Annotated in this window: 25 protein-coding genes; 8 read left to right on the forward strand and 17 right to left on the reverse strand. The window is 39.5% G+C overall.

Annotated features, from left to right (window positions below; all coding sequences use genetic code 11):
- Positions 1-12: 12 nt before the first annotated feature.
- Together EHQ43_RS00290 and EHQ43_RS00295 are read right to left on the reverse strand one after the other, a co-directional pair.
- A complete protein-coding gene (locus tag EHQ43_RS00290; RefSeq protein ID WP_135753835.1) occupies positions 13-1,005 on the reverse strand; it encodes a P-loop NTPase family protein in 993 nt (330 codons plus the stop codon).
- 100 nt (positions 1,006-1,105) lie between these two features.
- A complete protein-coding gene (locus EHQ43_RS00295) occupies positions 1,106-3,124 on the reverse strand; it encodes a protein meaA (protein WP_135742532.1) in 2,019 nt (672 codons plus the stop codon).
- 101 nt (positions 3,125-3,225) lie between these two features.
- Between EHQ43_RS00295 and EHQ43_RS00300 the strand changes: the two genes are divergently transcribed.
- Positions 3,226-4,557: a hypothetical protein gene (locus EHQ43_RS00300; protein ID WP_135742531.1), complete on the forward strand. Its 1,332-nt coding sequence runs from the start codon at positions 3,226-3,228 to the stop codon at positions 4,555-4,557.
- 17 nt (positions 4,558-4,574) lie between these two features.
- On the opposite strand, the gene EHQ43_RS00305 is transcribed toward EHQ43_RS00300, so the two are convergent.
- From EHQ43_RS00305 to EHQ43_RS00315, 3 genes are all read right to left on the reverse strand, one after another.
- Complete coding sequence (locus EHQ43_RS00305) at positions 4,575-5,204, reverse strand: lytic transglycosylase domain-containing protein (protein WP_135769855.1); 630 nt, start codon at positions 5,202-5,204, stop codon at positions 4,575-4,577.
- A 58-nt stretch (positions 5,205-5,262) separates the two neighbouring features.
- Positions 5,263-5,646, reverse strand: coding sequence for a response regulator (locus EHQ43_RS00310; protein WP_135742529.1), 384 nt, complete (start codon positions 5,644-5,646; stop codon positions 5,263-5,265).
- A 72-nt stretch (positions 5,647-5,718) separates the two neighbouring features.
- A complete protein-coding gene (locus EHQ43_RS00315; protein ID WP_135769856.1) occupies positions 5,719-7,125 on the reverse strand; it encodes an aspartate ammonia-lyase in 1,407 nt (468 codons plus the stop codon).
- A gap of 71 nt (positions 7,126-7,196) precedes the next feature.
- On the opposite strand from EHQ43_RS00315, the gene EHQ43_RS00320 reads away from it, so the two are divergent.
- The 7 genes from EHQ43_RS00320 to EHQ43_RS00350 all read left to right on the forward strand — a co-directional run bounded on the left by EHQ43_RS00320 (position 7,197) and on the right by EHQ43_RS00350 (position 10,494).
- Positions 7,197-7,544: a hypothetical protein gene (locus tag EHQ43_RS00320; RefSeq protein ID WP_244242566.1), complete on the forward strand. Its 348-nt coding sequence runs from the start codon at positions 7,197-7,199 to the stop codon at positions 7,542-7,544.
- A 37-nt stretch (positions 7,545-7,581) separates the two neighbouring features.
- Complete coding sequence (locus tag EHQ43_RS00325; RefSeq protein WP_135769858.1) at positions 7,582-8,262, forward strand: SH3 domain-containing protein; 681 nt, start codon at positions 7,582-7,584, stop codon at positions 8,260-8,262.
- Between the two features lie 91 nt (positions 8,263-8,353).
- Positions 8,354-8,734: a TIGR04452 family lipoprotein gene (locus EHQ43_RS00330; RefSeq protein ID WP_135753726.1), complete on the forward strand. Its 381-nt coding sequence runs from the start codon at positions 8,354-8,356 to the stop codon at positions 8,732-8,734.
- 101 nt (positions 8,735-8,835) lie between these two features.
- On the forward strand, positions 8,836-9,288 hold the full coding sequence (locus tag EHQ43_RS00335; RefSeq protein WP_135742524.1) for a Spy/CpxP family protein refolding chaperone: 453 nt from the start codon (positions 8,836-8,838) through the stop codon (positions 9,286-9,288).
- Positions 9,289-9,291: 3 nt separating this feature from the next.
- Positions 9,292-9,816 carry an RNA polymerase sigma factor gene (locus EHQ43_RS00340; RefSeq protein ID WP_135769859.1) on the forward strand — a complete coding sequence of 175 codons (525 nt, stop codon included), beginning with the start codon at positions 9,292-9,294 and terminating at the stop codon, positions 9,814-9,816.
- Complete coding sequence (locus EHQ43_RS00345; RefSeq protein ID WP_135742522.1) at positions 9,797-10,060, forward strand: hypothetical protein; 264 nt, start codon at positions 9,797-9,799, stop codon at positions 10,058-10,060. Before EHQ43_RS00340 ends, EHQ43_RS00345 begins: the two co-directional genes overlap by 20 nt.
- A gap of 104 nt (positions 10,061-10,164) precedes the next feature.
- Complete coding sequence (locus EHQ43_RS00350) at positions 10,165-10,494, forward strand: hypothetical protein (protein WP_244242567.1); 330 nt, start codon at positions 10,165-10,167, stop codon at positions 10,492-10,494.
- Between the two features lie 6 nt (positions 10,495-10,500).
- Here EHQ43_RS00350 and EHQ43_RS00355 read toward each other — a convergent pair whose 3' ends face one another.
- The 12 genes from EHQ43_RS00355 to gltB all read right to left on the reverse strand — a co-directional run bounded on the left by EHQ43_RS00355 (position 10,501) and on the right by gltB (position 25,840).
- Entirely contained in the window at positions 10,501-11,193 is a 693-nt protein-coding gene (locus tag EHQ43_RS00355; protein WP_135769860.1) for a sulfite exporter TauE/SafE family protein, read from the reverse strand.
- Positions 11,171-11,386 (reverse strand): cbb3-type cytochrome oxidase assembly protein, encoded by a 216-nt coding sequence (locus EHQ43_RS00360; protein ID WP_135753725.1) that lies wholly within the window; start codon positions 11,384-11,386, stop codon positions 11,171-11,173. The genes EHQ43_RS00355 and EHQ43_RS00360 overlap by 23 nt, the downstream gene beginning before the upstream one ends.
- A complete protein-coding gene (locus EHQ43_RS00365; protein ID WP_135769861.1) occupies positions 11,368-13,830 on the reverse strand; it encodes a heavy metal translocating P-type ATPase in 2,463 nt (820 codons plus the stop codon). The genes EHQ43_RS00360 and EHQ43_RS00365 overlap by 19 nt, the downstream gene beginning before the upstream one ends.
- Entirely contained in the window at positions 13,827-14,315 is a 489-nt protein-coding gene (locus EHQ43_RS00370; RefSeq protein WP_135769862.1) for a FixH family protein, read from the reverse strand. The genes EHQ43_RS00365 and EHQ43_RS00370 overlap by 4 nt, the downstream gene beginning before the upstream one ends.
- A gap of 2 nt (positions 14,316-14,317) precedes the next feature.
- A complete protein-coding gene (ccoG, locus tag EHQ43_RS00375; protein ID WP_135769863.1) occupies positions 14,318-15,637 on the reverse strand; it encodes a cytochrome c oxidase accessory protein CcoG in 1,320 nt (439 codons plus the stop codon).
- A gap of 2 nt (positions 15,638-15,639) precedes the next feature.
- Positions 15,640-16,170 carry a c-type cytochrome gene (locus EHQ43_RS00380; protein WP_135753722.1) on the reverse strand — a complete coding sequence of 177 codons (531 nt, stop codon included), beginning with the start codon at positions 16,168-16,170 and terminating at the stop codon, positions 15,640-15,642.
- 5 nt (positions 16,171-16,175) lie between these two features.
- On the reverse strand, positions 16,176-16,325 hold the full coding sequence (locus EHQ43_RS00385) for a hypothetical protein (protein ID WP_012476538.1): 150 nt from the start codon (positions 16,323-16,325) through the stop codon (positions 16,176-16,178).
- A gap of 5 nt (positions 16,326-16,330) precedes the next feature.
- On the reverse strand, positions 16,331-17,026 hold the full coding sequence (gene ccoO, locus EHQ43_RS00390; RefSeq protein WP_135742515.1) for a cytochrome-c oxidase, cbb3-type subunit II: 696 nt from the start codon (positions 17,024-17,026) through the stop codon (positions 16,331-16,333).
- Complete coding sequence (ccoN, locus tag EHQ43_RS00395; RefSeq protein ID WP_108961164.1) at positions 17,026-18,456, reverse strand: cytochrome-c oxidase, cbb3-type subunit I; 1,431 nt, start codon at positions 18,454-18,456, stop codon at positions 17,026-17,028. Before ccoN ends, ccoO begins: the two co-directional genes overlap by 1 nt.
- 188 nt (positions 18,457-18,644) lie before the next feature.
- Positions 18,645-19,613: an LA_0442/LA_0875 N-terminal domain-containing protein gene (locus EHQ43_RS00400; RefSeq protein ID WP_135742514.1), complete on the reverse strand. Its 969-nt coding sequence runs from the start codon at positions 19,611-19,613 to the stop codon at positions 18,645-18,647.
- Positions 19,614-19,827: 214 nt separating this feature from the next.
- Positions 19,828-21,270 (reverse strand): glutamate synthase subunit beta, encoded by a 1,443-nt coding sequence (locus EHQ43_RS00405; RefSeq protein WP_135742513.1) that lies wholly within the window; start codon positions 21,268-21,270, stop codon positions 19,828-19,830.
- Positions 21,263-25,840, reverse strand: coding sequence for a glutamate synthase large subunit (gene gltB, locus EHQ43_RS00410; protein ID WP_135742512.1), 4,578 nt, complete (start codon positions 25,838-25,840; stop codon positions 21,263-21,265). Before gltB ends, EHQ43_RS00405 begins: the two co-directional genes overlap by 8 nt.
- Positions 25,841-25,978: the final 138 nt, after the last annotated feature.

The raw sequence follows: 25,978 nt of genomic DNA on the forward strand, positions 1-25,978 counted from the left end.
AAAATTTATTTCCTAAGATGTAATTTGTTTTTGGATGAGGGAGACAAATTTTCGTTCTTCCTCTTCATAATTAAGTTTGTGAATCCCACCTAACGGGCTTAATCTTACCGCTTTGTTCCAGGAATTTGATTCCATTTTTTCCCAAATTCCAATACCAAATCGACCGTATTCATTTCTGATCCACTGCATGAGTTGGGTTATTGTCTCTGCATTTTTATCCTTTCGTTTTGGATAATGAAGGATATAACTCAATAGCTCCTCGATTCCTTTCCTTTTCGTAACAGAAGTTTTGAAAATCGGAGGAAGGGATTGGTCTGGAAGGATATCTTTGATAAATTCAAGCGTTGATTGTAGCATATAATAACTTGAATTGGCAAGCGATTCTTCGTCACATTTGTTGATGATAAAAGCCTCAGGCACTTCCATAATGCCTGATTTCATAAACTGAACTTGGTCACCACCTAGTGGTTGCATCACAAGGAATGAAATGTCGGATACCAATGAAACAGAGATTTCATTTTGTCCAATGCCTACGGTTTCTATAAACACATAATCAAAAATTTTTCTTAAGAAACGGATCACATGGTAGGTGTAAGGATTAAGACCCCCAAGTTCTAGTTGAGAAGGTTGCGATCGAAAGTAGATTCTTGTATCCCTTCTGGGAAGTGTCACCCTTGTTCTGTCTCCAAGGATTGAACCTCCACTTACATTGGAAGAGGGGTCAATAGCAACGATCGCCATTTTTTTGTCAGGTGCAAAATTTAGGAATAAACGACAAAGTTCACCAAGTAACGAAGATTTGCCGGCACCAGGTGTCCCTGTGATTCCAATGGTGAGCCCATCTTTTGCATTTGGTTTTTGTGATTGGATTTCATGAAATAAGGATTCCCTGAAATCTAAATTGTTTTCAGTTTCAATTTTTGAGATGATTTTGGCTATGGGGAACTTTTCACCGAGTAAGGCTTGGGAAACCAATTGTGATAATGTTTCAGTGGAATCAATCAAGGAGCTTGCCATTTAAAATTATAATATGAAAGTTTTAAAAAAACCTCCACAAAAGAACAAAATAGATCTCTTGTGAAGGTATTGATGGCTTTCGTTTCTGTTAAACGAGAGCTGGTTCTACGGAAATGATGTCGATGATTTTGTTCATAATCGACATGAGATCGTAATCTTTTGGTGTGAAGATTTCTCGGATTCCCATTTTCTTTAGTTCTTCAAAGTCGGATTCAGGGATGATGCCACCAATCACAACAGGGATTTTTGCCTTGTAGTGAGCTAGTTCATCAAACAACTGTTTAGCGATTTCTTTGTGGGAACCAGAAAGAATGGAAAGACCAATCACATTTGCATTTTCTTCCACTGCGGATTGAACAATCTCTTCAGGCGAAAGTCTGATACCTGAATAAATAACATCAAACCCACTGTGTTTTGCTGAAACGGCAATCATTTCGGCTCCATTGGAATGACCGTCAAGCCCTGGTTTTCCAACAACAATTTTTGGTCTATGTCCATGAGCTTTGGTGAATGCCTCTACTTTGCCTCGAACTGTTGACACTTTGTCATCAGAAAGGAAAAGTTTTTGGCCATCCACACCTGTTGGAGGGTTGTACTCACCGTAAACTTCGCGCAGTGCATCGGCCCACTCACCAGTAGTAATCAACGCTTTTGCGCAAGCAATGGAGTAAGGCATAAGATTTTTTCCATCTCGTGCCGCTTGTTTGAGCTCTTCTAAAGATTTTTTAGCAACTTCTGCATTTCGGCGTCCTTTCACTTCCGATAGAACACCTAATGTTTGTTCAGCAGATTTTGGATCTACTTTAAAGATACCACCATCAGAGTCTGTCATGAGAGGTGATTTGATCCCGTCGGTCCATTTGTTTTTACCAACAATCACAAGTTCATTGGAATTGATTTTTGAAAGTCTCTCAGTTTGTGATTTCACTAGTTGTGATTTCATATAACCATTTTCGATGGCAACTAGAGCACCACCCATATCGAGAATCTTTTGGATTTCCAATTTTGCTTCTTCTTTTAATGCCTTAACCTTTCCTTCGATGACTTTGGATCCTTCAAAGATATCTGGGTATTCGAGAAGGTCTGTTTCATAAGCAAGAACTTGTTGTAATCGCAGTGACCATTGTTGATCCCACGGCCTAGGTAAGGAGAGCGCTTCGTTCCAAGCAGGTAATTGTAGTGCACGGCATCTTGCATTTCTCGAAAGTGTTACTCCCAATGCTTCAATGAGGATCCTCCAAGCATTGTTTTCAGGTTGTTCTTCTGTGAGACCAAGTGAATTTACTTGGACTCCATAACGGAACACTCTGTACTTTGCTGTTTTTACACCGTAACGATCTTTTGTGATTTCTTCCCACATTTCAGAGAATGCCCGCATTTTGCACATCTCTTCAACAAAACGAATCCCTGCGTTGACAAAAAACGAGATCCTTCCTACGCACTGTTCAAATTCTTCAGAAGTGAAACAGTTTCGTTCCTTGATGGCATCGAGTACTGCGATGGCTGTCGCCAATGCAAACGAAAGTTCTTGGACAGGTGTTGCACCTGCTTCTTGTAAGTGATACGAACAAATGTTAGAAGGGTTCCACTTCGGAATATTATGGAGACAGTATTCATACATATCCACGATGATTTTCATCGAATCTTTTGGCGGATAAATGTATGTCCCACGAGCAAGGTATTCCTTAATCAGATCGTTTTGGGTGGTACCATTTAACTTCTCAAGAGGGACTCCTCGTTCCTCTGCAAGGGCAACATAAAGAGATAACAACCACATGGAGGTTCCATTGATGGTCATGGAGGTGTTCATCTCTTCGATCGGGATTTGGTCAAATAAGATGCGGAAGTCTTCAAGTGAGTTGATGGGAACTCCCACTTTTCCGATTTCTGGCCGAGAAACTTCATGGTCAGAGCTATAACCACACTGAGTGGGTAAATCAAATGCAATGGAAAGCCCTGTTTGGCCTTTAGAAAGGTTCTTTCTGTACAACTCATTGGAGGCTTTTGCATTGGTGTGCCCTGCATAGGTCCTAAAAATCCATGGTTTGTCAGGTTTTCCCTGTCCATTCTCGTCAACGAGAAGGTAATCTTTTTTTTCGGCGGACATTCTTTGCCTCGTTTTATAATTTCTATGTATAATTGAAAATCTTCTGGAATATTTTCACCTAAAAATTTATACAGGACTAGGCAAATTAAGCCTTTTCCAAGATGCGCGAACCTAAACCTTTTTCACCAATTCCTTTCTTTTTTAGCATCTTACTCTTAAGTTTGGGTTATGCCTTGTTCTCGTATTTTCGCCCTTTCCCAACAACGGAAACAGAATGGGAGTTTTTAGCGAATGTGAAGGCAGCAACCGAGGAAGGGGGACTCGTTTCTGCGAGAGAACCTCTTGCTTTTTGGTTTGTGGTCACTTGGAAAAAAATCTTTGGTTCGAATTACATCCCATCGTTCATTGCGTTAGCTGGATTCTTTTATAGTTTATTCTTACATTTGTTTCTATTGCTCCTTAGAAACTTTGAATGGAAACGAAATCATTATTTTGTTGTTTACTTAGCAGCGTTTCTTCCTTTCTCCTATGGGTTTCCTACATCTTACTTCACAGAAACTCTATGTTTGGTTTTTTTGTTACTTGTATTTTTGACATTTCGTTTGGAGAAGATGTCGGACTTACTTATCTTTCCTACATTCACTCTACTTGCCTTTTTTTCTAGTTTCATCATGTTCTATTTGGGATTCACATTCTTTGTGATCTTTACAGGGATTCGCGGATCAAAAAAAGCAGCTCAAAAAACATCTGTATTTTATAAAAAGAAAAATGTACCGTTTTTATTTTTACTCGGATACCTCGCTTTTTTTGTGTTCTCCTTAATTTACTTTTCATACTCCAATTTTTTTGGAGAGGCTTCCGTCTCCTTTCTTTTCAAAACATGGTACCAAACGTCCCTTATGATTTTACTTCCTATCTTAACCATAGGGATAGGACATGTTTTACTAAAAACAGAAAAAGAATTGAATACCATTACCGCATCCGTGGTGTTAGGTCTTGCAATTCTTACTTCTATATATTTTATCTTTAAGGATTTAAAAGCAAGTGGTGTTGAACCTTGGGAAACCCAAACCAAAAATCTTACCAAATCCTTTGGGCAAGCACTGATTCTAAAATCAGATCCAATTTATCTACCAAAAGAGTTTTCGTTTGCCTTGTACTTCCAAACAGGGACCAAAACAAAATATTTAAAAGAAACAAACCTTTCCGATAAATCCTTTTTGTATGTGGAAGGGATATGGAACCAAGACATCCAACTGGTTCAAAAATCGGGTTTATTTCGAAAATCCAATCGTTCCATTGGCATTGTTCCACTGAGCGAAGATGATGTGCTCATTCAAAAAACCACATCCGATCGGATCAAAAACGAAAAGAATCTAAATTTTATATTCAAAAAGGTGGACGATGCTTGGGGGAGTGTTCCCGCAAAACGTCCGTTCGATGTCTATACGGCAAGTTTACAGAAAAAATTCGGGTATTTGAGTTTTTATTAATTCGTTCTTTTCATTTTTCATTCCGAACTGAAGTCTTTGTAAAACTGTTTCACTTTTGAAACATATTGTTTTGTCTCTTCATAGGGAGGAATGCCCTTATATCGTTTGACTGCACCAGGTCCGGCATTATAAGCGGCAATCGCCTTCTCAGGGTCTTTGAATTCTTTCATGAGTCCTTTTAAGAATTTCACACCACCCACCACATTTTCTTCTGGATCAAATGGATCTTTCACACCCAAACTCTCAGCAGTTTCAGGCATGAGTTGCATAAGACCCATGGCACCTTTTGGGGAAACTGCCTTTGTTTTGAATCCAGATTCTGCTTTCACCATGGCTTTGACCAAGTTGGGATCCATCCCCTGTGCTTCCGCAATGGATTCAATCGACTGGAGTAAATTTCTTGGCTGATTTGTTCCGATTTTCTCGTAAGGTTCTCTTATTGTCTGTGGTTTGGGGAAAGGCAATGAGAGGGAATCCTTCGATTCTTGGCTTATTACTTGGTTAGTTTGGTTTTGGATTTGTTTGGAAAACTCGCGTTCTAATACATCGGGAAACGAAATTAAAGACTTTGGGTTTTTGGTCAGTTGGGTGAGTGATTCCATACGGTTGAGTACAGAAGTAACAGAAGGAATGTCGGTGAGTCTCACATTGAAAATATCGGTTGGATTGCCGAAAACTGTAGAAAAAAAGTTATGTCTCTTTCTCTTATTTAGGTATCTGGATGGCTTCTAAATCCTTTAAGGCCAAAGGTTTTGTGAGATACCCTTTGACATTGGGGAAGGATTGGCTTTTGGATTTGTCACTCGGGTCAATGGAAGAGGTGAGAATATAGGTAGGAATCTTTGAAAACTGGGAGTTGGTTTGGATCTCATCTAAAAATTGCCATCCATCCATGATTGGCATGTTCAAATCTAAAAACAAAAGATCAGGAGAAACATTTGTTTTGTGCAAAGCTTCTAACGCATCAGCACCATTGGGGAAGGTAATAATTTCAGATGCGAAGGAAAACTTTTCCATCAAGGTTTTGATGAGGAATGTAGTGACTGCATCGTCTTCAATTAGAAATACCTTTGCTAACGGATTCATCATTCTAGGAATACTTGTATTAGAATTTACTAATCTATCTAAAAGAATCAACCATTAAATACCGTTTAACGAACTTTAGAAAGAATGTGGAGAAGTCAAAATTTCGGGTCTCAGAATTTCTTTTAATTTTTTTTCTTCGAGTAAACCTAGTTCAAGTACGATGGATTCCACCGATCGATTTTCTGCGAGTGCTCGTTTGGCAACAAGAGTGGCATTTTCATAACCAATATAAGGATTGAGTGCAGTTGCAAGTCCGGCTGAAGTTTTTACTCGGGATTCCAACAATTCTCTGTTTGCTGTGATACCAGAAACGCAGTTGATTTCCAAAGTTTTGCAACCAGCAGTTAAGTGCTCAATGCTTTTGAATAAGCTATGGGCAATAATTGGTTCAAATGCATTTAATTGTAATTGTCCTGCTTCCGCTGCCATTGTGATTGTAATATCGTTTCCAATCACTTCATAAGCAATTTGGTTGACTACCTCTGGGATAATTGGATTGACTTTGCCTGGCATTATGGAAGATCCTGCTGCCTTTGCTGGTAAATTAATTTCATTGAACCCACCTTGTGGTCCGCTAGATAATAGTCGTAAATCGTTACATACTTTTGAGAGTTTTGTAGCAATCCGTTTTAATACACCTGACAACTGTACAAAGGCTCCCGTGTCTTGCGTGGCTTCGATTAGGTTTGGTGCAGCATTCAAATCAATACCGGTTTGTTTGGCAAGAATCTCTGTGACAATTTTGGAATAACGAATATCTGTGTTGATACCTGTCCCAATAGCCGTAGCGCCCAAATTGATTTCGCCAATCAGAGACGTGGCTTCTTTGAGGCGAGAAATATCCTCACCTAACATAACATCATAAGTTGAAAACTCTTGTCCCAATGTCATGGGAACAGCATCTTGTAATTGCGTTCGACCAATTTTTAAGATATCCTTAAATTCATCTGATTTTTTACGAAATGACATTTGTAAACTTTCAAGCGCAGAAAGTAACCCTCGGATTGAAAAGACAGCGGCTAATTTGATCGATGATGGATACACATCATTTGTGCTTTGAGACATATTGACATCATTCAATGGATGGATGTAACCATAATCACCTTTAGGATGACCTGCCAGTTCCAAGGCAATGTTTGTAATCACTTCGTTGGCATTCATATTTGTTGAGGTCCCCGCTCCCCCTTGGATCACATCCACAACAAACTCAGTGTGGAATTCTCCGGCCAAAATTCGGTCACAAGCTTCGATGATGGTTTTGGTTTTTTCTTTTGAAAGGAGTCCTAATTGTAAATTGGCTTCCGCAGATGCTTTTTTGATATGGGCAAGGGCAGACACCAAATCGGGGTAGGAGCCGATGGTTTTTCCGGTGATAGGGTAGTTTTCTAGTGCGCGTAAAGTATGGATGCCCCAATATACTTCGATTGGAATTTCTCTTTCACCAAGTAGGTCATGTTCGATCCTAAATTTGTTCTGTTTCATTCCAGAATTTCTCCAGCTGAGAACGAAAGATAGTCGACCAAATGGAAATGGGAAGAAGATTTATGTTTTGCATGAAGAAAAACCCAATTGTTAATTCATTCCTTTTGATTTCTATTTTACCTTTCTTTCTCTATGGCATTGAAAAAGAGAATTCTGCCACCAATTGTAAACAAAAAGAAGAAACGGTCAAAACCATTTACCAACTTTTGCCGGACTCAGAAAGGTCATGTGTTGAAATTGCAAAACTTGTGATCGTAGAAGAAGATGAAGATGGGGAAAAACTCGATAAAGAATACAATGATTTGTTTTTGAAAGTTTGCGAACTCAAACGCAAAAAACGGTCATTGGAAGAAATTCGAGAAAACTTGGGACTTTCGAAACAATGTAATTCTTTAAATTCAATTACGAAAAAGAATTGATTCTCTTTGCCTTTTTAGTAAATTTATTGCAAGTTCTATGCTGAATTACATATCAATTTTTTGTTTGTTCCTTTTCCCCATGGTGATTTTACCTTGTGAATCTTTTGCTACAAAAACTTTACCACCTATCGATCATTCGTCGAAAGATAAAAGTTTTGCAGAATTCAAAGCAAAATTTGTAAAAGCCTTAAAATCAAAAGATCGAAAGTCATTGGAGACGTTTTTAGATAAAGATATTCATTTTACTTTTGGTCCAGAGTCGGGCAAAAAAGAATTTTTAAAATACTTCCAACTCATGGAGAAACCGAATGAATCAGATTTTTGGAATTTGATGAATGATACCATTCAATTGGGTTTTCGACAAAATGCAGAAGGCCAAATGGTTGCTCCTTATTTTTTTGAAACCTTCCCGAGTGAATATGATCCATTTTCACATTATCTAGTGATTGGGAAAAATGTAAATGTAAGAGAGGATGCTTCAAAAGATTCTAAGACTCTCCAGCAACTCAGTTATCAAATTGTTCGATCGGAAGCAGATGATTTGGATGGAAGGAGATTGGAAAAAGAAAGCAATTGTAATTGGAAAAAAATCTGTACCCCTCAGGGAAAATCCGGATTTGTTTGTGATCGATTCGTTCGTAGTCCTCTTGACTACAGAGCTTTTTTTGAAAAAAAGAAAGGCCAATGGTATCTAACCACATTCGTTGTGGGCGATTGATAACTGTTAAATTATATGATTCATTAGATTTTTCTTGATATTCGAAAGGATAGTTTTCATCTTAGAACAAACAATCGTAAAAGGATTCTCTATGTTAAAAAAAATGATTCTGGGTGCTCTTGCATTCTCTCTCACTAATTGTTTGGTTTTAAACCCACTTGGTGCCAATCTTGACCGCGAAAAGGGTTCAGTTGCTGCAGGAAGGATCACAGATGCAGCCATCCAAGCGGATATTGTAAATGGAATTTTATTATCTGGAAGAGGGAATGTTTCACTAGTAACTTTCCTCGCTGCTGACATTGCAAAAATAGAGTCTGATAAATATTACGTAAAATCCGATATTGACCAATGTGTGGAATCTATTAATGGTCTCAAAGGATATGCACTTGGTTCACTGATTCCAAACATCATTTCTTGCCGAGATTTAAAAGCTGACGGATATATCGTTGGAGAACCTTTCCCAAGCATCTAATCCAATATCATAAAAAAGAATCTCCCTGTTCTTTTTTTTTGAGCAGGGAACCTTTCCTAAATCTTCCGGGTCATATTCTCAAAACTAACAAGGAAGGTTTTATGATCTCTCTCAAACAAGTGCTAAAAATCACCACAACCCTCGGTCTTATATCAGTGATGGCCTTTGCTTTTGGCAATTGCCGCGGGCATAAAGACTTTGAAAAAAGAATCGAATGGGTTGCATCGAAACTCACTTCAAAACTGGATTTGGACGAAACACAAAAGGCAAAACTTGAAAGTATCAAAGCGGAACTCATTGCCAAACACAAGGAAATGAAACCTAAACATGAATCTTGGGCAAAAGAAATGGCAACTCAGATTCGTTCAGAAAAAATTGATACCAAACTTCTCGATAAAATGAGTGTCGAAAGAGAAACTCGCCACCAAGAGATGCGAAAGTTTTTCCAAACGAAACTTGTAGAATTCCATGCGGTACTCAAACCTGAACAAAGAGAAAAGTTTGCAGAACTCGTTGAAAAATTTGCTTCTCGTCACCAACCACCAGAAGAGTAAACTATGGTTACTTTTGACTTCGAAACAGTAGTCAAAGAAACCAAATACTTGGTTTTAAAAACGATCGGTGAAACCCTCATCGATCGTTTTGACGATGCCACAGAAGATGTGGTACAGGAAGTGTATTTTCGTGTATTCAAATCACTCGAAAAAAGTGGGTTTGATGGGCGTTCGAAAATTTCTACTTGGATCTATACGATCGCAAAGAATGAATCCCTTCGAATGAATGAAAAACGATTACGAGAAGAAGAAAAGGCAAAAAGGTTCCTTCAAAAAAACAAATCAGATCTTTTCCAAGTAGAAGATAACAACTCCTTTCTCAATGAAGATTGGATTGAATCAATGTTACAGAGTATTCCTGAAGTGTATCGAAATACATTACGTTTGTACTTATCTGGGAAAAGTATGGAAGAAATCGCAATCGAACTTCATATCAAACAAGGAACTGTTAAGTCTAGGTTGTTTCGAACAAAAGAATGGATCCGTAAAACTTTGCCAGGAGTAAAAAATGAATTCCAAGAATCCTAAAAAATGGGAAGAATTATTGAATGATTCTGATTTCGAATCTCGAATCATCCGAAAAACAACAACTCGAGTTCAAAAACAAAAACGAAGCAGAAACATAGCAGTTTCAGTGGCATTGGTTTTTCTTGTTTTTGTTACTCTTTCGATCAATCAATGGATCATTGAACCAAATGAAATTGTCAATAACATGGGTTACTTGGTTGAAGAACTGAGTTCTGAATCGATTGTGAGTTTGAGTTTCGATTGATCATTGGTATTGATAAATATCAGTACGGATAAGAGGTCTTTAATCGTAGAAAGGAGTATCTAATTTCAAAATGTTCCGTCATAATTGTAAAGGGACAATTGAAAATGAACGCTTGCATTCTCTACCTAAACAACAAACGAATTGATATGATCAAGTTAGAATCAGATCATATGGAATCTAAGTCATGGGAAAAACTAAAAGAGTCCGATAAATGGGATTTCGCAGAGATTACAAGAAATTTAAATCCTACCACAAGTGAAGTGATCCTCGTCGGAGAATCAGGACTCAATACAGAGTATCGAAGATGGCTTGCCAACCATGATCGAGTCATCGCAAAAAAACTGATTGCAGTGATCGGAAGCACATTAGAAACAAAAATCAATCCAAATCTTGTCAGCCATTTCAAGGAAAAATATTTTCGTAAGAGGGGATAACACCCTTTAATTGATTAAATGGTCGCAAGATTCTCCGTGTGCATGGAAAAACAATCGGAAGAGTAGAAACCCAAGTGATGTCAATAGTAATAGTGTTCCAAAAACTGGGATCCATTTGGGTTGAATGTACTTTCGAATTTTTCCTAAAAGAAAGTTTACACCAGTTAGCATTGGCACTGTGCCTAAGTAAAAAGTAAACATTACGACCCCACCTGTTATCATGTCCCCTGTTGCAAACGATGCAGCATAGGCAGGGTACAAAACACCGCAAGGGAGTAGGGCACTAAAGAATCCAATACCCAATCCCAAGCCGTTTTGATTGGTTTTCCTTCTCAGGTTTTGTAAAAGTTGGGAAAACCCATTTGGGAATCTACCAACTTTTGGATTGGTTTGGTTCACGAACATACGCAACAAAAAAAGGAATAGAAATACAAAGGTGAAAATACCTGCTATCCCTTGGATTGTGGTGAGTTCTCCCAAAGCATTGGCTCCTTTCCCCAAAAAACCTAAAACCAGGCCTAAAAAAGTATAAGAGAGCATCCGACCCAAATGATAAAGTAAAACAGGAATTTGTTTGGATGGGCTTTCTGATTGGAGCAGAGAAACAAATGGTCCGCACATCAAAGCACAGTGAAAACTGCTAATTAAACCATAAATGAGGATTGAACCAAAAAAACTAATGTTTGCTAGTTGATCCATCTTTTTTAACTTTATTACCAGGATCTGAATTTTCCGAATTCGATTGTACCGGGTATTCTTCTTCAAAAAACATTCGGTATTTTGGAGATTCTATGTCTTCAAATTGGCCTTTTTTAAAAGCTAATATAAATACATATAAAAAGAAACCAGCAATACACATTGCCATTGGTATGGTTAAATAGAGGGCTTCCATTTTGGGATCCTTATTCGTATCGATAACGAATTGAGTAATACTGTCAAGCTAGAACAAGCCATAAACACCGCACAAATCACGGGTAACATTAGACCAAACATGGCGAGTGGCAACATGATGGAATTATAACAAAAAGATATGATGATGTTTTGTAAAATGACTTCTTTGGTTTTTTTTGCAGAAAGTAAAGAGTGAACTAAACCATTTAAATTACCTGAGGTTAGAACAACATCTGATTTTTCCAATGACATATCCTCTGCTTCCGAATGTGAAATGGAGATATTAGCACTGGCTAAAGACAAACTATCGTTAATTCCATCACCGACCATGATGACTATATTGCCTTTGTTTTGTGAATCTTGGATGATACTTGCCTTCTCTTCCGGGGAAAGATCTGAGTAATATTGTTTGATTCCAAGTGATTCAGCAATAAATTTTACAGCTGGGAATCGATCCCCTGATAGAATTGCAATTTTAGGAATCATTTGTTTGAGTAGTGAGACAAATGACCTAGCACCTTGTCTTACTTCATCTGCTAATAAAAACATCCCTTCCATCCTACCGTTGATGGCGACTAAGATGAGAGACCCTTCTATATCTGGAATGGATTCAATCAGGATATTTTCATTTTTTAAAAGTGTTTTGTTGCCAATCAGAACAGTATAGTTTTGATTCAACCAATTGATTTCCGCTTTCACACCTTGCCCTGGAACATTTTGCAACTGGTTTAGTTCCATTTCATTTGCGCGTTCTTTGACTGATCGAAATGGTGAAAGATACTTTACAAGTGATTTTGCAAGTGGATGGTTGATTTCTTTTTCTATTCGATAAACAAAAGGTAGGTGGTCTTCCGATACAGTAACCAATCGAACTAAAAATTTACCTTCTGTGAGTGTTCCAGTTTTATCTAAAAAGATTGTATCCGCTTTTGCTAACGTTTCTACTACTGAAGGATTTTTTAAAAGTACTCCTTTTTCAGCATTTAGGATATGGTTTGTGACAAGGGCAGTGGGTACAGAGATTCCTAATGCACAAGGACATGCGACGATGAGAACAGCAATAGTTGTGACAAGGCTTTGCTCTAAATCACCTGCTGTTACATACATCCAAACTCCAAAACAGATGAAGGCTAACAGAAATACAACAGAGATAAAGTAAGATGCAATCCTTTCCGTTAAGATTTGGATTTTTGGTTTTAGGTGTAAAGCTTCCTCTAGCCTAAGTTTTAAAGAAGACAATGTCGACGCATGGTAATCAGAATTAGCAAGGATCAGAGCGGGGTTGTCCATAGTAAGGGAACCTGCTAGGATCGAATCTCCTTTTAGTTTGCGAATTGGTACTGATTCTCCCGTTAAAAAAGATTCATCCACATAGGTTTCCGTTGATAAAAGAGTCGCATCCACTGGGATTCGTTTTCCCGGTGCCACTTGGATTTTGTCGCCTAACTTGATATCACTACTCGGAATAGTATTTTCTCCAGTATCTGAAATACGTACAGAAGTTTCGGGTAATTTACAAAGGATGGATTCTAATTTATCAGAGGCAAAAACTCTAGCTTTCTCTTCAAAGTATTTTCCCACCAATATAAAAAAGTAAATCATCGCAACCGAATCAAAATACACTTCTCCTTTATCCGTTATTGTAACATACACAGAATAAAAATAAGCCAGAGAGATTCCTAAAAATAATAGGAAGTCCATAGAAAGTGTTCGCCTTCTAATACTTATTAGAAATCCGGACATAAAAGGAAATCCAGAATACAAATACGCAGGTGTTGCAAACACCCAAGAGGCATAATGGAACATTCTTTTTAAATTTAGATCGATACCTGTAAAATATCCAGAATATAACGCAACACTCAAAATCATAATGTTTCCAAAACAAAAACCAGCTACTCCAATGCGAAGGAGAAGCGTTTTTAGTTGTTTTGATTTTTGAAGGTTACCCTCGGTAGGGGAAAAAAGAATAGGTTTGTATCCAATTGCCCGGATTAGAGAAAGGATACGAGATATTTTAATTTTCGATTCGTCGAAACGAATCCTTGCCCGCCCAGAAGCAAAATTGATTTGTGCCGAAAGGATTCCGTCTTCTTCATTGAGAACTTTCTCGTTAATCCAAACACATGCAGAACAATGGATGTTTGTGATTTGGATGGAAACTTCCGAAAATCCACCAGACGGTCTGACAAACTTTTGGTATACAAGTTCATTTTCAATCTCGGGTTCATTCTCTTCGATTTGGACTGGATTTAGTTTTGTATTCCCTTTGAGATTGTAATAATAACTACCACCGAGCGAGTGTATAATAGAGTATACAGTTTCACAACCTTCACAACAAAAAACTTTCGGTTCATTCCCAAGTTTTGATTCGATTCGAATCAATTGGATTGAATTTCCACAATGATCACATTCTGTTTTTGTGTGTTGTGAAGTGGTATCGTTCATCGCACTGTAATTTTACTTTCTCTCTCGAACAATTTGCCGTTGATGTTAGAGATGATTCGCAGATTCCACGTTCCGGTTTCTTTTAAAGGGATTTTCCCTGTAAAACTAAGATTTGATGGCTTTAAGTCATATCTAGTTGTGTTTTTGGTGGTTGCATTCCGTTCCAATATAACATAGATTGAATCAGCTTTTACTAAAGTTTCTTTTTGGTTTAAGGTCACGTTTAAATCTATTTCACCAAGTGGAAGTAGTGTCATATTGTCCCAATTGGTTGTGAGTTTATATCCTTGGTTTAATAGTTCTTTTTGATTTTCGATGGCTTTTTCGTAGTTTAGGCCAATTTCGTAATAGTTTTTGTCCATCACAGGTTCGAAATGTTTGAAGGTAAGTCGTATTGTATAAAAAGTTGCTGCTACAAGTGCAGTAAAACTAAATAATACCACATACATTGCGTTTCGTAGACTTGGGTGAAGTTCTTTGAACATGATTATTTCCTTGGTAGAGATAATGATAATTTTTTCTCTAATTTTTCATCTGGGTCTTGGGAATTTTTAAGAACAATGGAACCTGGCAAATAACCTTCATTTAATTCTTGTTCTGTGAGGCTTTGTGTTTCTAAAACCACAGAAAAACTTTTAATTTCACCAGAACCCAATTTGAATTGGTTGTTGTCCTCTCCTGATCGAATCAAAATTTCTTTACCATGCCTTGTGTCAAATGCAGATAGTTGGAATTCTTTTTCCACAGGTGCTATATTTTGGATGCGTAAAGCCACGAAGGCTCTGATTTTATTGTCTGGTATGAGGATCGGTGGCATCGATTTGTTCGAGGCAGCAATCATTGACATAGGTGTCCTTGTGATGAGTTGGATGGCGGCTCCCGTTAAGACAACAGTCAGTAAGATTGCATACACAACAGTTCTTGGTCGGACCCATTTTATTCTATCGCCCGTTTCAATTTGTTTGAGTGAAAAATACCCAATTAGAGTTTTTTTGTTTTCTTTTGCCATAATGGATGTGCATGCATCCACACATTTCCCGCAAGCAACACATCCCACTTGTAAACCATCGCGGATGTCAATGCCAGTAGGGCATACCACCACACACATATTACATGCGATACAATCTCCGATTTTTGTTTTTCCATCACGGCGAGGTTCCCCTCGTTTGAAATCATATGTGACATTCCATGAATGTTCATCCATAAGGAGAGTTTGGAATCTTGCATAAGGACAAGCATAACGACAAAATTGTTCTCTAATAAAACCGATGTCGATAAACATCGCTGCAGTAAAAAATAAAGTAAAATAGAAGTATGTTGTGGATAAAAATGATAAATTTAAATAGTCCGCTAACATTTCATATGGGCTAACAAAGTATGCAATCCAATGGAATGATGCGATAAATGAAACAATGATCCATAAAAGATAAACTGTATATTTACCGATGATAGATGCATCTTTTTTCCCATATTTTGAATCTAAGACAAACCGACCAATTCGATCGAAGAGGTCGGTATAAATCGTTTGGGGGCAACCCCATCCGCACCAAACACGGCCGATGACGGATGTAAAAAAGAAAAGTGATAAACCCATAGTAAGAAGGAAAAACCATAAGATAAGCCCTTCTTGTGGGATAAAAAGACCACCAAACAGGTGAAACATTCTTTTGGGAATGTCTAGGCGGATGAGAGGGCTACCTTCCGGTAACACCACCCAAGGAGCGACTAAAAATAATCCCACGAGAAAACTCATGACTAAGTTTCTACGTGTCCTTACTTTTCCTGATTGTGGTCTTGAAATGATCATCTTTACTTTGCCTTTACGAGAGTACTGTTTTTAGTTGCAAGCCATGCCATGACAGCATAGACTTTTTCAGCTCCTAAACCTTCCCAAGCGGGCATCCCACCTCGGTTCAGTTTTTGCCTTTCTGGTCCAATCCCTTTCATGATGTTATGAAATACTTCTTTATCAGTATTTCCATGAATCCAATCTTTATCAACTAAACTAGGACCAACCGCACCTTCAGCAGTAGGTCCGTGGCAAGCTGAACAAATTTGTTTGTAGGTTCCTTCGCCTTCTTTGATCGCAACTGCATCATCTCGGTATGGATTAGATCCATCTTCTGTATTGGCAACTATCGGTTGTTTGGCTGGGAATTGTGCTTCATGTTCTGCCACTTCCTTTTCAAAAGCAACCTCTTGTGGCCATTCAGAATACCAGTGAAAGTATACAACATAACCGATGGATACGATGATACTGATAAGCCACACCATTTTCCACCAAGGTGGCATTGGATTGTCGGCTTGGAAGATTCCGTCTACTTCTTTTGGTTCTTTCATTCGTATTAATCCTCCTCAAGCATTCGATACTTGGGTTTTTCCATTTCGTCTTTGGTACGTTTTTTATAAACGTAGTAGGTAATGTAAGCAATTGCGATCACAAGGATCGGCAATCGCAAACTTTTGTAGATGAGAAGAAGGTCAGCGTCATTCATTTCCGTTACTTCATTCCTTTTTGTAACTCTGCGGAGTCACGACCAAGTTTTTGTAAGTAAGCAACAAGTGCTTGCCCTTCTGTTTTATCTTTTAGAAGCGAAGGTGCATTTGCCAAGTCTTCATCTGTGTAAGGAACACCGATGGATCTGAGAGCCTTCATGTTAGCAACAACTTGTTCCACATCCACTTTATGAGATTCTTCAAACAACCAAGGGTATGCTGGCATAATTGAATTGGGAACTCCACCAACAGTTCTTGGGTTAATCAAATGGTTTTTGTGCCACTCGTCAGAACGTAACATTTGTGATTCGTGAGCTAAATCTGGACCAGTTCGTTTGGAACCCCAAAGGAATGGATGGTCGTATACAAACTCACCACCTTTTGAGTAACCAGTTCTGCCATAAGATTTGGTTGGATCAAAACGATCCACTTCCCATTTGAAAGGTCGAACCATCTGAGTGTGGCAACCAATACAACCTTCCTTTTGGTATGTATCACGACCTGCTAGTTCCAATGCGGAATAAGGTTTCACTGTGGAAATAGGTGTGACTGTTTTTGTCAAAAAAAACGGTGGGATGAGTTCAAAGAGTCCACCAATCACAACCGCAATGGTTGTATAGACAGTAAACTTAACCCCTTTTGTGTCCCAACGGTCAGCAATTTCTGAAAACCAATCTAATAATTTGCTAAAACCAAACATTATGATTTCACTCCTATACGTAAGTCTTGTTCCACAAAACCACTGTCTTTGTTTTGAATGGTTTTGATAAAGTTATACACCATAAGGATAATCCCTGTTAGATAGAGTGTCCCTCCAATCGCTCGGAATAAACGGAATGGTTTTAAAAACTCAACGATTTCAACCCAGTCTTTGTAAACGAGTTCACCGTTTTCGCCAACGGCTCTCCACATTGAACCTTCTGTGATACCAGATACCCACATCGAAATGATATAAAGTAAGATCCCGAGAGTTCCGAGCCAGAAATGAGCATTCGCCAATTTTTCACTATAGAGGTTAGCATTCCAAAGTCTAGGGACTAGGTAATACAATGCAGCTGCAGACATAAATCCAACCCAACCAAGGGTTCCAGAGTGAACGTGACCAATGATCCAGTCAGTGTTGTGTCCAAGAGCGGATACTGCTCGGATGGAAAGAAGCGGTCCTTCAAATGTTGACATACCATAAAAAGTTACAGCAGCTAACATCATTTTGAGGGTTGCATCCACTTTGATTTTGTCTTTTGCTTGGGTAAGTGTTAAAAATCCATTTAACATACCTCCCCATGATGGCATCCATAACATGATGGAAAATACCATTCCTGTAGTTTGTAACCACTCAGGGATTGGTGAATACAATAAGTGGTGAGGGCCTGCCCAAATGTAGATAAAGATGAGAGACCAAAAGTGAATGATGGATAGTCTATGTGAGTAAATTGGTTGTTTGATGTGTTTTGGGAGGTAGTAGTACATCAGTCCCAAAAATGGAGTGGTTAAAACGAAAGCCACGGCATTGTGTCCATACCACCATTGGATATTTGCATCGAAAACACCTGCATAAACTGAATACGATTTTAAAAATCCAGCAGGGATCACAATGTTATTCACAATGAAAAGTAGGGGAACCGTTACAAACGAAGCAATGTAAAACCAAATGGCAACATACATTTGTTCTTCTTTTCGTTTGAGCACTGTCATTAGGTAGTTTGCAAAAAAGATAACGTACCATACAACAATCAGTAAGTCGATAGGCCATTCTAATTCAGCATATTCTTTTGATTGGCTGTAACCAAGTGGTAACGTAATTGCAGCTAAAACAATCGATAAGTTGTATAATGCCAAATGCAGTTTGGAAAGAGTGTCATTCCACATTCTTGTGCGACAAAGTCTTTGTACTGTATGATAAGCAGTGGCGAAGATCACACTTAATGCAAATCCAAAAATGGCAGCATTTGTATGCAATGGTCGTAATCTTCCGAAGCTCGTCCAAGGTAATTCCAAATTCAGCTGTGGATACACAAGTTGGAACGCAATGATGACACCAAATGTCATAGAAGCAACGCCCCAGACTAACGCTGAAATGATAAACCCTTTTACGATAAAATCGTCATATTGAGTTTTTTCCGTAGCCAATGTTTCTCTCCTTAATCTTTATCAGTTCCGTATATATAGAGAACTTAATCCTTTATACAAAGACGACGAAGAAAAGAAAGAAAAACAGGGAAACAGGGCTTTGTTCCACTCTTGATTTTTGTCAAGAGTGGATTTGAGATTTAGAATTGATCTAAGTAATGAGACTGGTAGGAGTAGTATAATTCTGGTTAGAAGGTGACTTCATAACCTAATTGTGTACGGTGTTCAATTCCTCTATCACCTGCAATCGCAGTTGGGTGATATCCAACTCTGTCTACACTTGAATGAAGGAAAAACTTTTCTTTTCTTGTATCATCGATACTAAGACCTGAACCAGTTGGGTGAAAGTAATAAGCATCAAAAATATTCCAAACATACACAAGTAAGGTGGCAATACCTATGTATTGCATTTCTTGGTAATGCCTTTCAACAGATTCCCTTTGGCCTTTAAATGGTCCCACTTGGCTTATGACCACAGCTTCAGCTGGTGACACCGCTGCGGTTTGTGGTGTAAAGGCAGCTCGGATAAGTCCATTGGTTGTATAAGGGTTATCTAAATTATTATAATCTCTTTTTGCATTTAAATACATGCGGTGTTTGTCATACGTAAAAAAGAGTCCCACAGCAATGATCGAAGGATAAACAAAGGCTTGCACTTTTCTGCCTTGTTTCCATTGACCCCAACCTGGCAGAACAGCAGATCGCCAAGCGGCACCGTTACGTGTTAGGTTCTTTTTTTCTGCTTCTGCGAGTTTTGCTTCTTCTTCTTGTTTACGTTTCGCTTCCGCTTCTAATGCAGCATTATTTTTAGCGTTTTCTTTTTCTAAACGAGCAGCATCCTCTTGCTCTTTTTTGAGCCTTGCAGCTTCTTCTTTTTCACGTTTGATTCGTTCTTTTTCTTCTTCCGCTTTTCTGAGTTTATCTTCCTCTGCGGCTGTTAGGTGGTCTTTATATACAACTTTTAAAATTTCTGTTTTGCTTAAAACAACAGTTGTTCCGTCTTCTTTTCTAATTTTAAGTTTGTATTGGTCTTGTTCTACAACCTTCCCTTTGAGAGTTCCACCTTTTTTAAGTAGGATGTTCTCTGCGTTTAGGTTGGCCGAAAGGACTACCAAAAGAGTTGCGATTTTTAGGATTTGTTTTTCAGTTAGTTTCAAGGGAGTCTCAAATGTTGGAATATTATCTTACAATATTTATAGTGATACTTGCTACGTTCCAATTGGTCTCTCCAATGATTTTAGCAATTTGGAAGTTAGGCAAGAATTTTTTTGCCAAAGACAAATCGAAACAACATCCACAATTGGAAACAAATTATCCCTGTTACGAGAAAGTTTGTTCCAAATGTGGTTCTTAAAAATATCTGTCTAGAGTTTAAGCTTCTACTTCCGATGTCAAAAATTGGTGCACTTGGTCAGCGCATTTTCTGCCTTCGGAAATTGCCCAAACAATCAGGGATTGTCCTCGTCTGACATCTCCACAAGCATAGACTTTTGGGACAGTTGTCGCAAAAGAACCATCTTTTGTACCGAAATCAGCTTTCACGTTGCCTCGACCGTCCAGTTCCAGACCTTCTTTTTGCAAATCAGCTAGGAGGCCTTCTTTGACTGGGTTCACAAATCCCATCGCCAAAAAGACGAGGTCGGCGGGCCATTCAAACTCGGTTCCAGGGACTGGAAGGAACTTTCCATTTTCTTCTTTCACTTCTGATCCATAAATGGCACTCACTTCTCCTTTTTCGTTGGCTTTAAAACCCATTGTCGAAACGGCCCATTTGCGGCTCACACCTTCTTCATGAGAAGTGGAAGTGCGAAGCATCTTTGGATACAAAGGCCAAGGAGTGGACTTGTCGCGGTCTTTTGGTGGTTCAGGAAAAAGTTCAATTTGAGTGACTGATTTGGCACCATGTCTGTTGGAAGTTCCCACACAGTCAGAACCAGTATCACCACCACCAATGACAATCACGTGTTTGTCTTTTGCATTTATGATATCGATTGCATCACCTGCAACGTGTTTGTTGTTTTTGGTTAAAAACTCCATAGCAAAATGGATGCCCTTGTGGTTACGTCCTTCTACTGGTAAGTCTCTTGGAACTTCAGAACCACAAGCGAGAACCACTGCATCAAAGTCAGCTAAAAGTTGTTTTGCGGTGATATCAACACCCACGTTTACATTCGTTTTAAATGTAACACCTTCCGCTTCCATTTGTTTCATACGGCGGTCAATATGTCTTTTTTCCATTTTAAAATCAGGGATTCCGTAACGGAGTAGGCCACCGATACGATCATTTTTTTCAAAGATTGTCACTGTATGCCCGGCACGAGCTAACTGCTGTCCTGCGGCAAGTCCTGCAGGACCTGATCCAACAACGGCAACTTTTTTTCCTGATTTAGACGTGGGAGTTTGTGGGATGACCCAACCTTCTTCCCAAGCACGGTCAATGATGGTCCGTTCGATGGACTTAATGGAAACTGGTGGCTCAATGATTCCAAGGGTACAAGCTGATTCACAAGGAGCAGGGCATAACCTTCCTGTGAACTCAGGGAAGTTATTAGTTTTGGATAAATTTTCCCAAGCTTCTTTCCATCGACCCCGATAAACAAAGTCATTGAATTCAGGAATGAGGTTGTCTACTGGGCAACCTGTATCGCCATGGCAAAATGGAATCCCACAGTCCATACAACGAGCCCCTTGGTCTTTGGCAACAGCCTCAGGGAAAGGTTTTTCAAACTCTTTGTAGTTTTTAACTCTTTCCTTCGGTTCAATCTTTTGAAGGTATTCTTTCTTAAATTCTAAAAATCCTGTTGGTTTACCCACGAGCTGTTACCCCCTCTTTAATTTGTTTTCCCGATCCATTTTCAGAAGCCATTTTTTCTAAGGCTTTTTTGTAATCTCTCGGAATCACTTTGATCATTTGTTTGATTACTTCATCCCATTTGTTTAGAACTTCTTCTGCACGTTTGGAACCAGTGTATTTTTTATGGTCTTCTACCATCTTTTTGATTTCGGCAATTTCAGATGCGTCGGTTAACGGATCTAAGTCGACCATCTCTTTGTTGATGAGAGCCTCTTTGTTTTTCTTCGGATCCCAAAGGTAAGCAATTCCACCAGACATACCAGCAGCAAAGTTACGGCCAATCTCACCAAGAATGATCACTCGTCCCCCGGTCATGTATTCGCAACCATGGTCTCCAGTTCCTTCTACAATGACATGGGCTCCGGAATTTCTCACGCAGAATCGTTCGCCAGCCATCCCGTTGACATAAGCATGACCACCAGTTGCCCCGATAAAACAAGTGTTACCGATGACGATGTTTTCTTCGGCTTTGTACGGAGCCGATTTTGGAGTTTGGAAAATGAGTTTTCCACCACATAGTCCTTTCCCAACATAATCGTTTCCTTCTCCAATGAGGCGAAGTGTCATCCCTTTGGTCACAAAAGCACCAAACGACTGTCCTGCGGTTCCTGTGAATTCGATGTCGATTGTATCTTCTGCGAGTCCATCCACACCATATTTTTTCGTGACTTCGTGGCTGAGCATTGTTCCCACAGAACGGTTTAGGTTCACAATGGTTGTTTGGATTTTCACAGGTTGTTTGTGGTCAATCGCTGCAAGGGATTTGCGAATGAGTTCGTTATCAATTTGTTCATCCAAGTGGTGGTTTTGTTCTTTGGCACGATAGAGACCTGTTGGGAAAACAGGGTTTGGTCTATGGAGCACTTTGCTAAAATCTAAACCACGTGCCTTCCAGTGGTGGTGTGGTCGTTTGAATTTGATTTTTTCCACTTGGCCAATCATTTCTTCGAACGTTCTGAAACCAAGTTTTGCCATGATCTCACGAACTTCTTCCGCAACAAAGGTCATAAAGTTCACAACGTACTCAGGTTTTCCTGTGAACTTACTTCTCAAAAATTCATCTTGGGTAGCAACTCCCACTGGGCAAGTATTGAGATGGCATTTACGCATCATGATACAACCCACTGATACAAGTGCGGAAGTGGAGAATCCAAATTCTTCTGCACCAAGGAGAGCTCCCACAACCACATCTTTTCCCGTCAGGAGTTTTCCATCTACGGCGAGGTAAACACGATCACGAAGTCCATTCGCAACGAGTGTTTGGTGGGTTTCCGAAAGTCCAAGTTCCCAAGGAGTTCCCGCATGGTGGATAGAAGAAATTGGACTTGCTCCTGTTCCCCCTTCGTGCCCTGCAATGAGGATATGATCCGCATGTGCTTTTGCCACACCTGCTGCCACAGTCCCCACACCCGATTCCGAAACGAGTTTGACGGAGATACGTGCTCTAGGGTTTGAATTTTTTAAATCGAAGATGAGCTGTTTTAAATCTTCAATCGAATAGATGTCATGGTGAGGAGGAGGGGAGATCAGTGTCACACCTGGTGTGGAGTAACGTAACCAACCAATGTATTTATCGACTTTATGGCCTGGTAGCTGTCCACCTTCACCTGGTTTAGCGCCCTGCGCCATTTTGATTTGGATGTCATCAGCATTGGTGAGGTATTCCATTGTCACACCAAATCTTGCGGAAGCAACCTGTTTGATCGCCGAACGCATGCTATCTCCATTCGGTAAGGTTTTGAAACGAACTGGGTCTTCTCCACCTTCACCCGTATTGGATTTGGCTCCAATGCGGTTCATAGCAATGGCAAGAGTAGTATGTGCTTCCCAAGAAATGGAACCATGGCTCATCGCTCCCGTTTGGAAACGTTTGAGGATGGATTTTACTGATTCCACTTCCTCGATTGGGATGGCTTTGGAACCTTCGAAATCCAATTGGAACAAACTTCGGAGTGTGATCGCTCTTTCATTTTGGTTGTCGATGAGAGCCGAAAACTCTTTGAACGTTTTGTAATCGTTTTCTTGTGTTGCCTTTTGTAATTTATGAACTGTGATCGGTGTGTAAAGATGGCTATCACCATTTTTACGGTAATAATGTACTCCACCTGGCTCTAAGTTATTTGGGAAAAAAGTTGGGTCGTATGCCGATTTGTGACGACGAACCGTTTCTTCTTCCAACATCTCTAAAGAAAGGCCTTCAATACGTGATTGTGTTCCTGCAAAGTAAGTGTTTACAAGTTCTGAATCAAGACCTACTGCTTCAAAAATTTGCGCCCCACAATACGATTGTAATGTGGAAATTCCCATTTTTGAGAAAACTTTGAAAAGTCCTTTCCCAATGGATTTGATATATTTTTTCTTTGCTTCTTTGTAGTCAGAGACTTCTGGCAGAAGTCCTTGTAACGACAAGTCTGCAATCGTTTCAAATGCTAAGTAAGGGTTGATGGCATTTGCACCATATCCGCATAACAGAGCAAAGTGGGCTACTTCTCTTGGTTCCCCAGATTCCAAAACGATACCCGCTTTTGTGCGGAGTCCTTCTCTGATGAGGTAGTGGTGGAGACCCGCTACCGCAAGTAAAGATGGGATAGCTGCTCTTTTTTCACCCACACCGTGGTCGGTTAAGATGATGAGATTGACTCCTTGTTCCCGAATCGCTTTTGCTGCATCAGCACAAACACGATCGAGAGAGTTACGCATATCATGTTTTTTGGATGGATCGAATAGAATTTCGAAAGTTTTTGCTTTGAAATGCCCTTCACTGATTTGTTTGATTTTTTCAAAATGTTCATTGGTAAGGATTGGGTGTTCCAACTCAAGCCTATGAGCATGTTCTGGTTCTTCGGATAAAAGATTCCCTTCTGGTCCAATATAAGTCGTAAGCTCCATCACAAGTTCTTCTCGGATTGGATCAATCGGCGGGTTTGTCACCTGTGCAAAGTTTTGTTTAAAATATCGGAAGAGGGGTTGTGGTTTTTCGCTGAGGACAGCAAGTGATGAGTCAACACCCATGGAACCAACAGGTTCTTCTCCTGAAACTCCCATTGGTTTGATGAGGGTAAATACATCTTCATGTGTATATCCGAACGCCCTTTGTCTTTCTAAAATCGTTTCGTGTTGCGGTTGTTTGACGTTCTCAGGATCAGGGAGTGATCCCAATCGAATCATATTGTCCTCAACCCATTTACGGTATGGTTTTTGGGTCGAGATTTGTTTTTTGATTTCTTCGTCGTCAAGGATCTGACCTTTTTCCATATCGATGAGAAGCATTCTACCTGGACGAAGTCTGTCTTGGACAAGGACTTCTTCTGGTGGAAGGTTGAGAACTCCTGCTTCAGATGACATGATCACTTCATCATCTTTTGTAACAATATAACGCGCTGGTCTTAATCCATTACGGTCAAGAGTGGCACCAATGATCCTTCCATCAGTAAAGGCAATGGCAGCAGGACCATCCCAAGGTTCCATAAATGTCGCATGGTATTCGTAAAACGCACGTCTGTCGGCGTCCATTGCCTTGTTTTTTGACCAAGCTTCTGGGATCATCATCATGACAGCATGTGGTAATGCCCTTCCTCCCATCACAAGTAATTCAAGGACAGTATCAAAAGTAGCTGTATCCGATTGACCTTCCATAACGATGGGAAGCATTCTTTTGAGTTCATCACCGTATAACGGAGATTGCATCACCATCTGACGAGCTGCCATCCAATTCATGTTTCCGCGTAAAGTGTTGATTTCACCGTTGTGCGCAATTTGACGATACGGGTGAGCCAAGTCCCAAGTAGGGAAGGTATTTGTGGAAAACCTTGTATGAGTCAAACAAAACGCCGAAGTGAGGTCTGGTGACTTTAAGTCTTCATAGAATTTTTTTACTTGGTCACCAAGCAACATCCCTTTGTATACAATCGTACGGGAAGAAAAACTTGGAACGTAGTATTGGGAACGATCGAGTTTCAGTTCTGCACGAATTCTTCTGTCGATGAGTCGTCTGATAAGGAATAGTTTTCTTTCAAAATCATCAGAAGTTTTGATTTTTTTGGATTTTTTCCCGATGAACACTTGTTTGAAGACAGGGATGGTTTTGGAAGCAACGACCCCTGCATACTCTTTGTTCACAGGGACATCTCGGAATCCAAGAAAATCTTCCCCTTCATCAATGATGATTTTTTCGATTACGTTTTCGACTGCCGCTCTTACTTCTGCATTTTGCGGTAAGAATAAAAATCCAACTGCATAATCACCTTCTTTAGGTAAGGTGAAGGGTAGGTTTTTGCGGAAAAAAGCATCGGGGATATTGATCATAATCCCTGCACCATCTCCCGTTTTTGGGTCCGCACCTTCTGCTCCTCGGTGTTCGAGGTTACACATCAGGCGGATCCCTTTGTCTACGATGTCACGGGAACGTTTGCCCTTATAATTTGCGATAAAACCAACACCACAGGAGTCTTTGTCCATGGCAGGATCATACATACCTTGGGCCTGTGGGCCGAGTGGCGGAAGGATGGGTGGTTGGTTAGATTTTGACATACGTACCCTACTCTAAAGCAATTACTGTACCTTGTTTTCGAATCCAGGTGTACTGTCCAATTATTTTGTTTTCAGCAAAATGATTTATTTTTAGGCAAAATGAAAGTGAAAGAAATGTCTATATTGAGTACAATATGC

The organism is Leptospira bouyouniensis (assembly GCF_004769525.1).
Classification (GTDB): Bacteria; Spirochaetota; Leptospiria; order Leptospirales; family Leptospiraceae; genus Leptospira_A; species Leptospira_A bouyouniensis.

Coding starts and splice junctions, on each gene's coding strand:
- EHQ43_RS00345 (WP_135742522.1), top strand. CDS start 9,797: ATGAATTCCAAGAATCCTAAAAAATGGGAAGAATTATTGAATGATTCT.
- EHQ43_RS00295 (WP_135742532.1), bottom strand. CDS start 3,124: ATGTCCGCCGAAAAAAAAGATTACCTTCTCGTTGACGAGAATGGACAG.
- gltB (WP_135742512.1), bottom strand. CDS start 25,840: ATGTCAAAATCTAACCAACCACCCATCCTTCCGCCACTCGGCCCACAG.
- EHQ43_RS00355 (WP_135769860.1), bottom strand. CDS start 11,193: ATGGATCAACTAGCAAACATTAGTTTTTTTGGTTCAATCCTCATTTAT.
- EHQ43_RS00350 (WP_244242567.1), top strand. CDS start 10,165: ATGAACGCTTGCATTCTCTACCTAAACAACAAACGAATTGATATGATC.
- ccoG (WP_135769863.1), bottom strand. CDS start 15,637: ATGATCATTTCAAGACCACAATCAGGAAAAGTAAGGACACGTAGAAAC.
- EHQ43_RS00320 (WP_244242566.1), top strand. CDS start 7,197: ATGAAGAAAAACCCAATTGTTAATTCATTCCTTTTGATTTCTATTTTA.
- EHQ43_RS00310 (WP_135742529.1), bottom strand. CDS start 5,646: ATGATGAATCCGTTAGCAAAGGTATTTCTAATTGAAGACGATGCAGTC.
- EHQ43_RS00330 (WP_135753726.1), top strand. CDS start 8,354: ATGTTAAAAAAAATGATTCTGGGTGCTCTTGCATTCTCTCTCACTAAT.
- EHQ43_RS00360 (WP_135753725.1), bottom strand. CDS start 11,386: ATGGAAGCCCTCTATTTAACCATACCAATGGCAATGTGTATTGCTGGT.
- ccoO (WP_135742515.1), bottom strand. CDS start 17,026: ATGTTTGGTTTTAGCAAATTATTAGATTGGTTTTCAGAAATTGCTGAC.
- EHQ43_RS00325 (WP_135769858.1), top strand. CDS start 7,582: ATGCTGAATTACATATCAATTTTTTGTTTGTTCCTTTTCCCCATGGTG.
- EHQ43_RS00340 (WP_135769859.1), top strand. CDS start 9,292: ATGGTTACTTTTGACTTCGAAACAGTAGTCAAAGAAACCAAATACTTG.
- EHQ43_RS00370 (WP_135769862.1), bottom strand. CDS start 14,315: ATGTTCAAAGAACTTCACCCAAGTCTACGAAACGCAATGTATGTGGTA.
- EHQ43_RS00365 (WP_135769861.1), bottom strand. CDS start 13,830: ATGAACGATACCACTTCACAACACACAAAAACAGAATGTGATCATTGT.
- EHQ43_RS00385 (WP_012476538.1), bottom strand. CDS start 16,325: ATGAATGACGCTGACCTTCTTCTCATCTACAAAAGTTTGCGATTGCCG.
- EHQ43_RS00380 (WP_135753722.1), bottom strand. CDS start 16,170: ATGAAAGAACCAAAAGAAGTAGACGGAATCTTCCAAGCCGACAATCCA.
- EHQ43_RS00315 (WP_135769856.1), bottom strand. CDS start 7,125: ATGAAACAGAACAAATTTAGGATCGAACATGACCTACTTGGTGAAAGA.
- EHQ43_RS00335 (WP_135742524.1), top strand. CDS start 8,836: ATGATCTCTCTCAAACAAGTGCTAAAAATCACCACAACCCTCGGTCTT.
- EHQ43_RS00300 (WP_135742531.1), top strand. CDS start 3,226: ATGCGCGAACCTAAACCTTTTTCACCAATTCCTTTCTTTTTTAGCATC.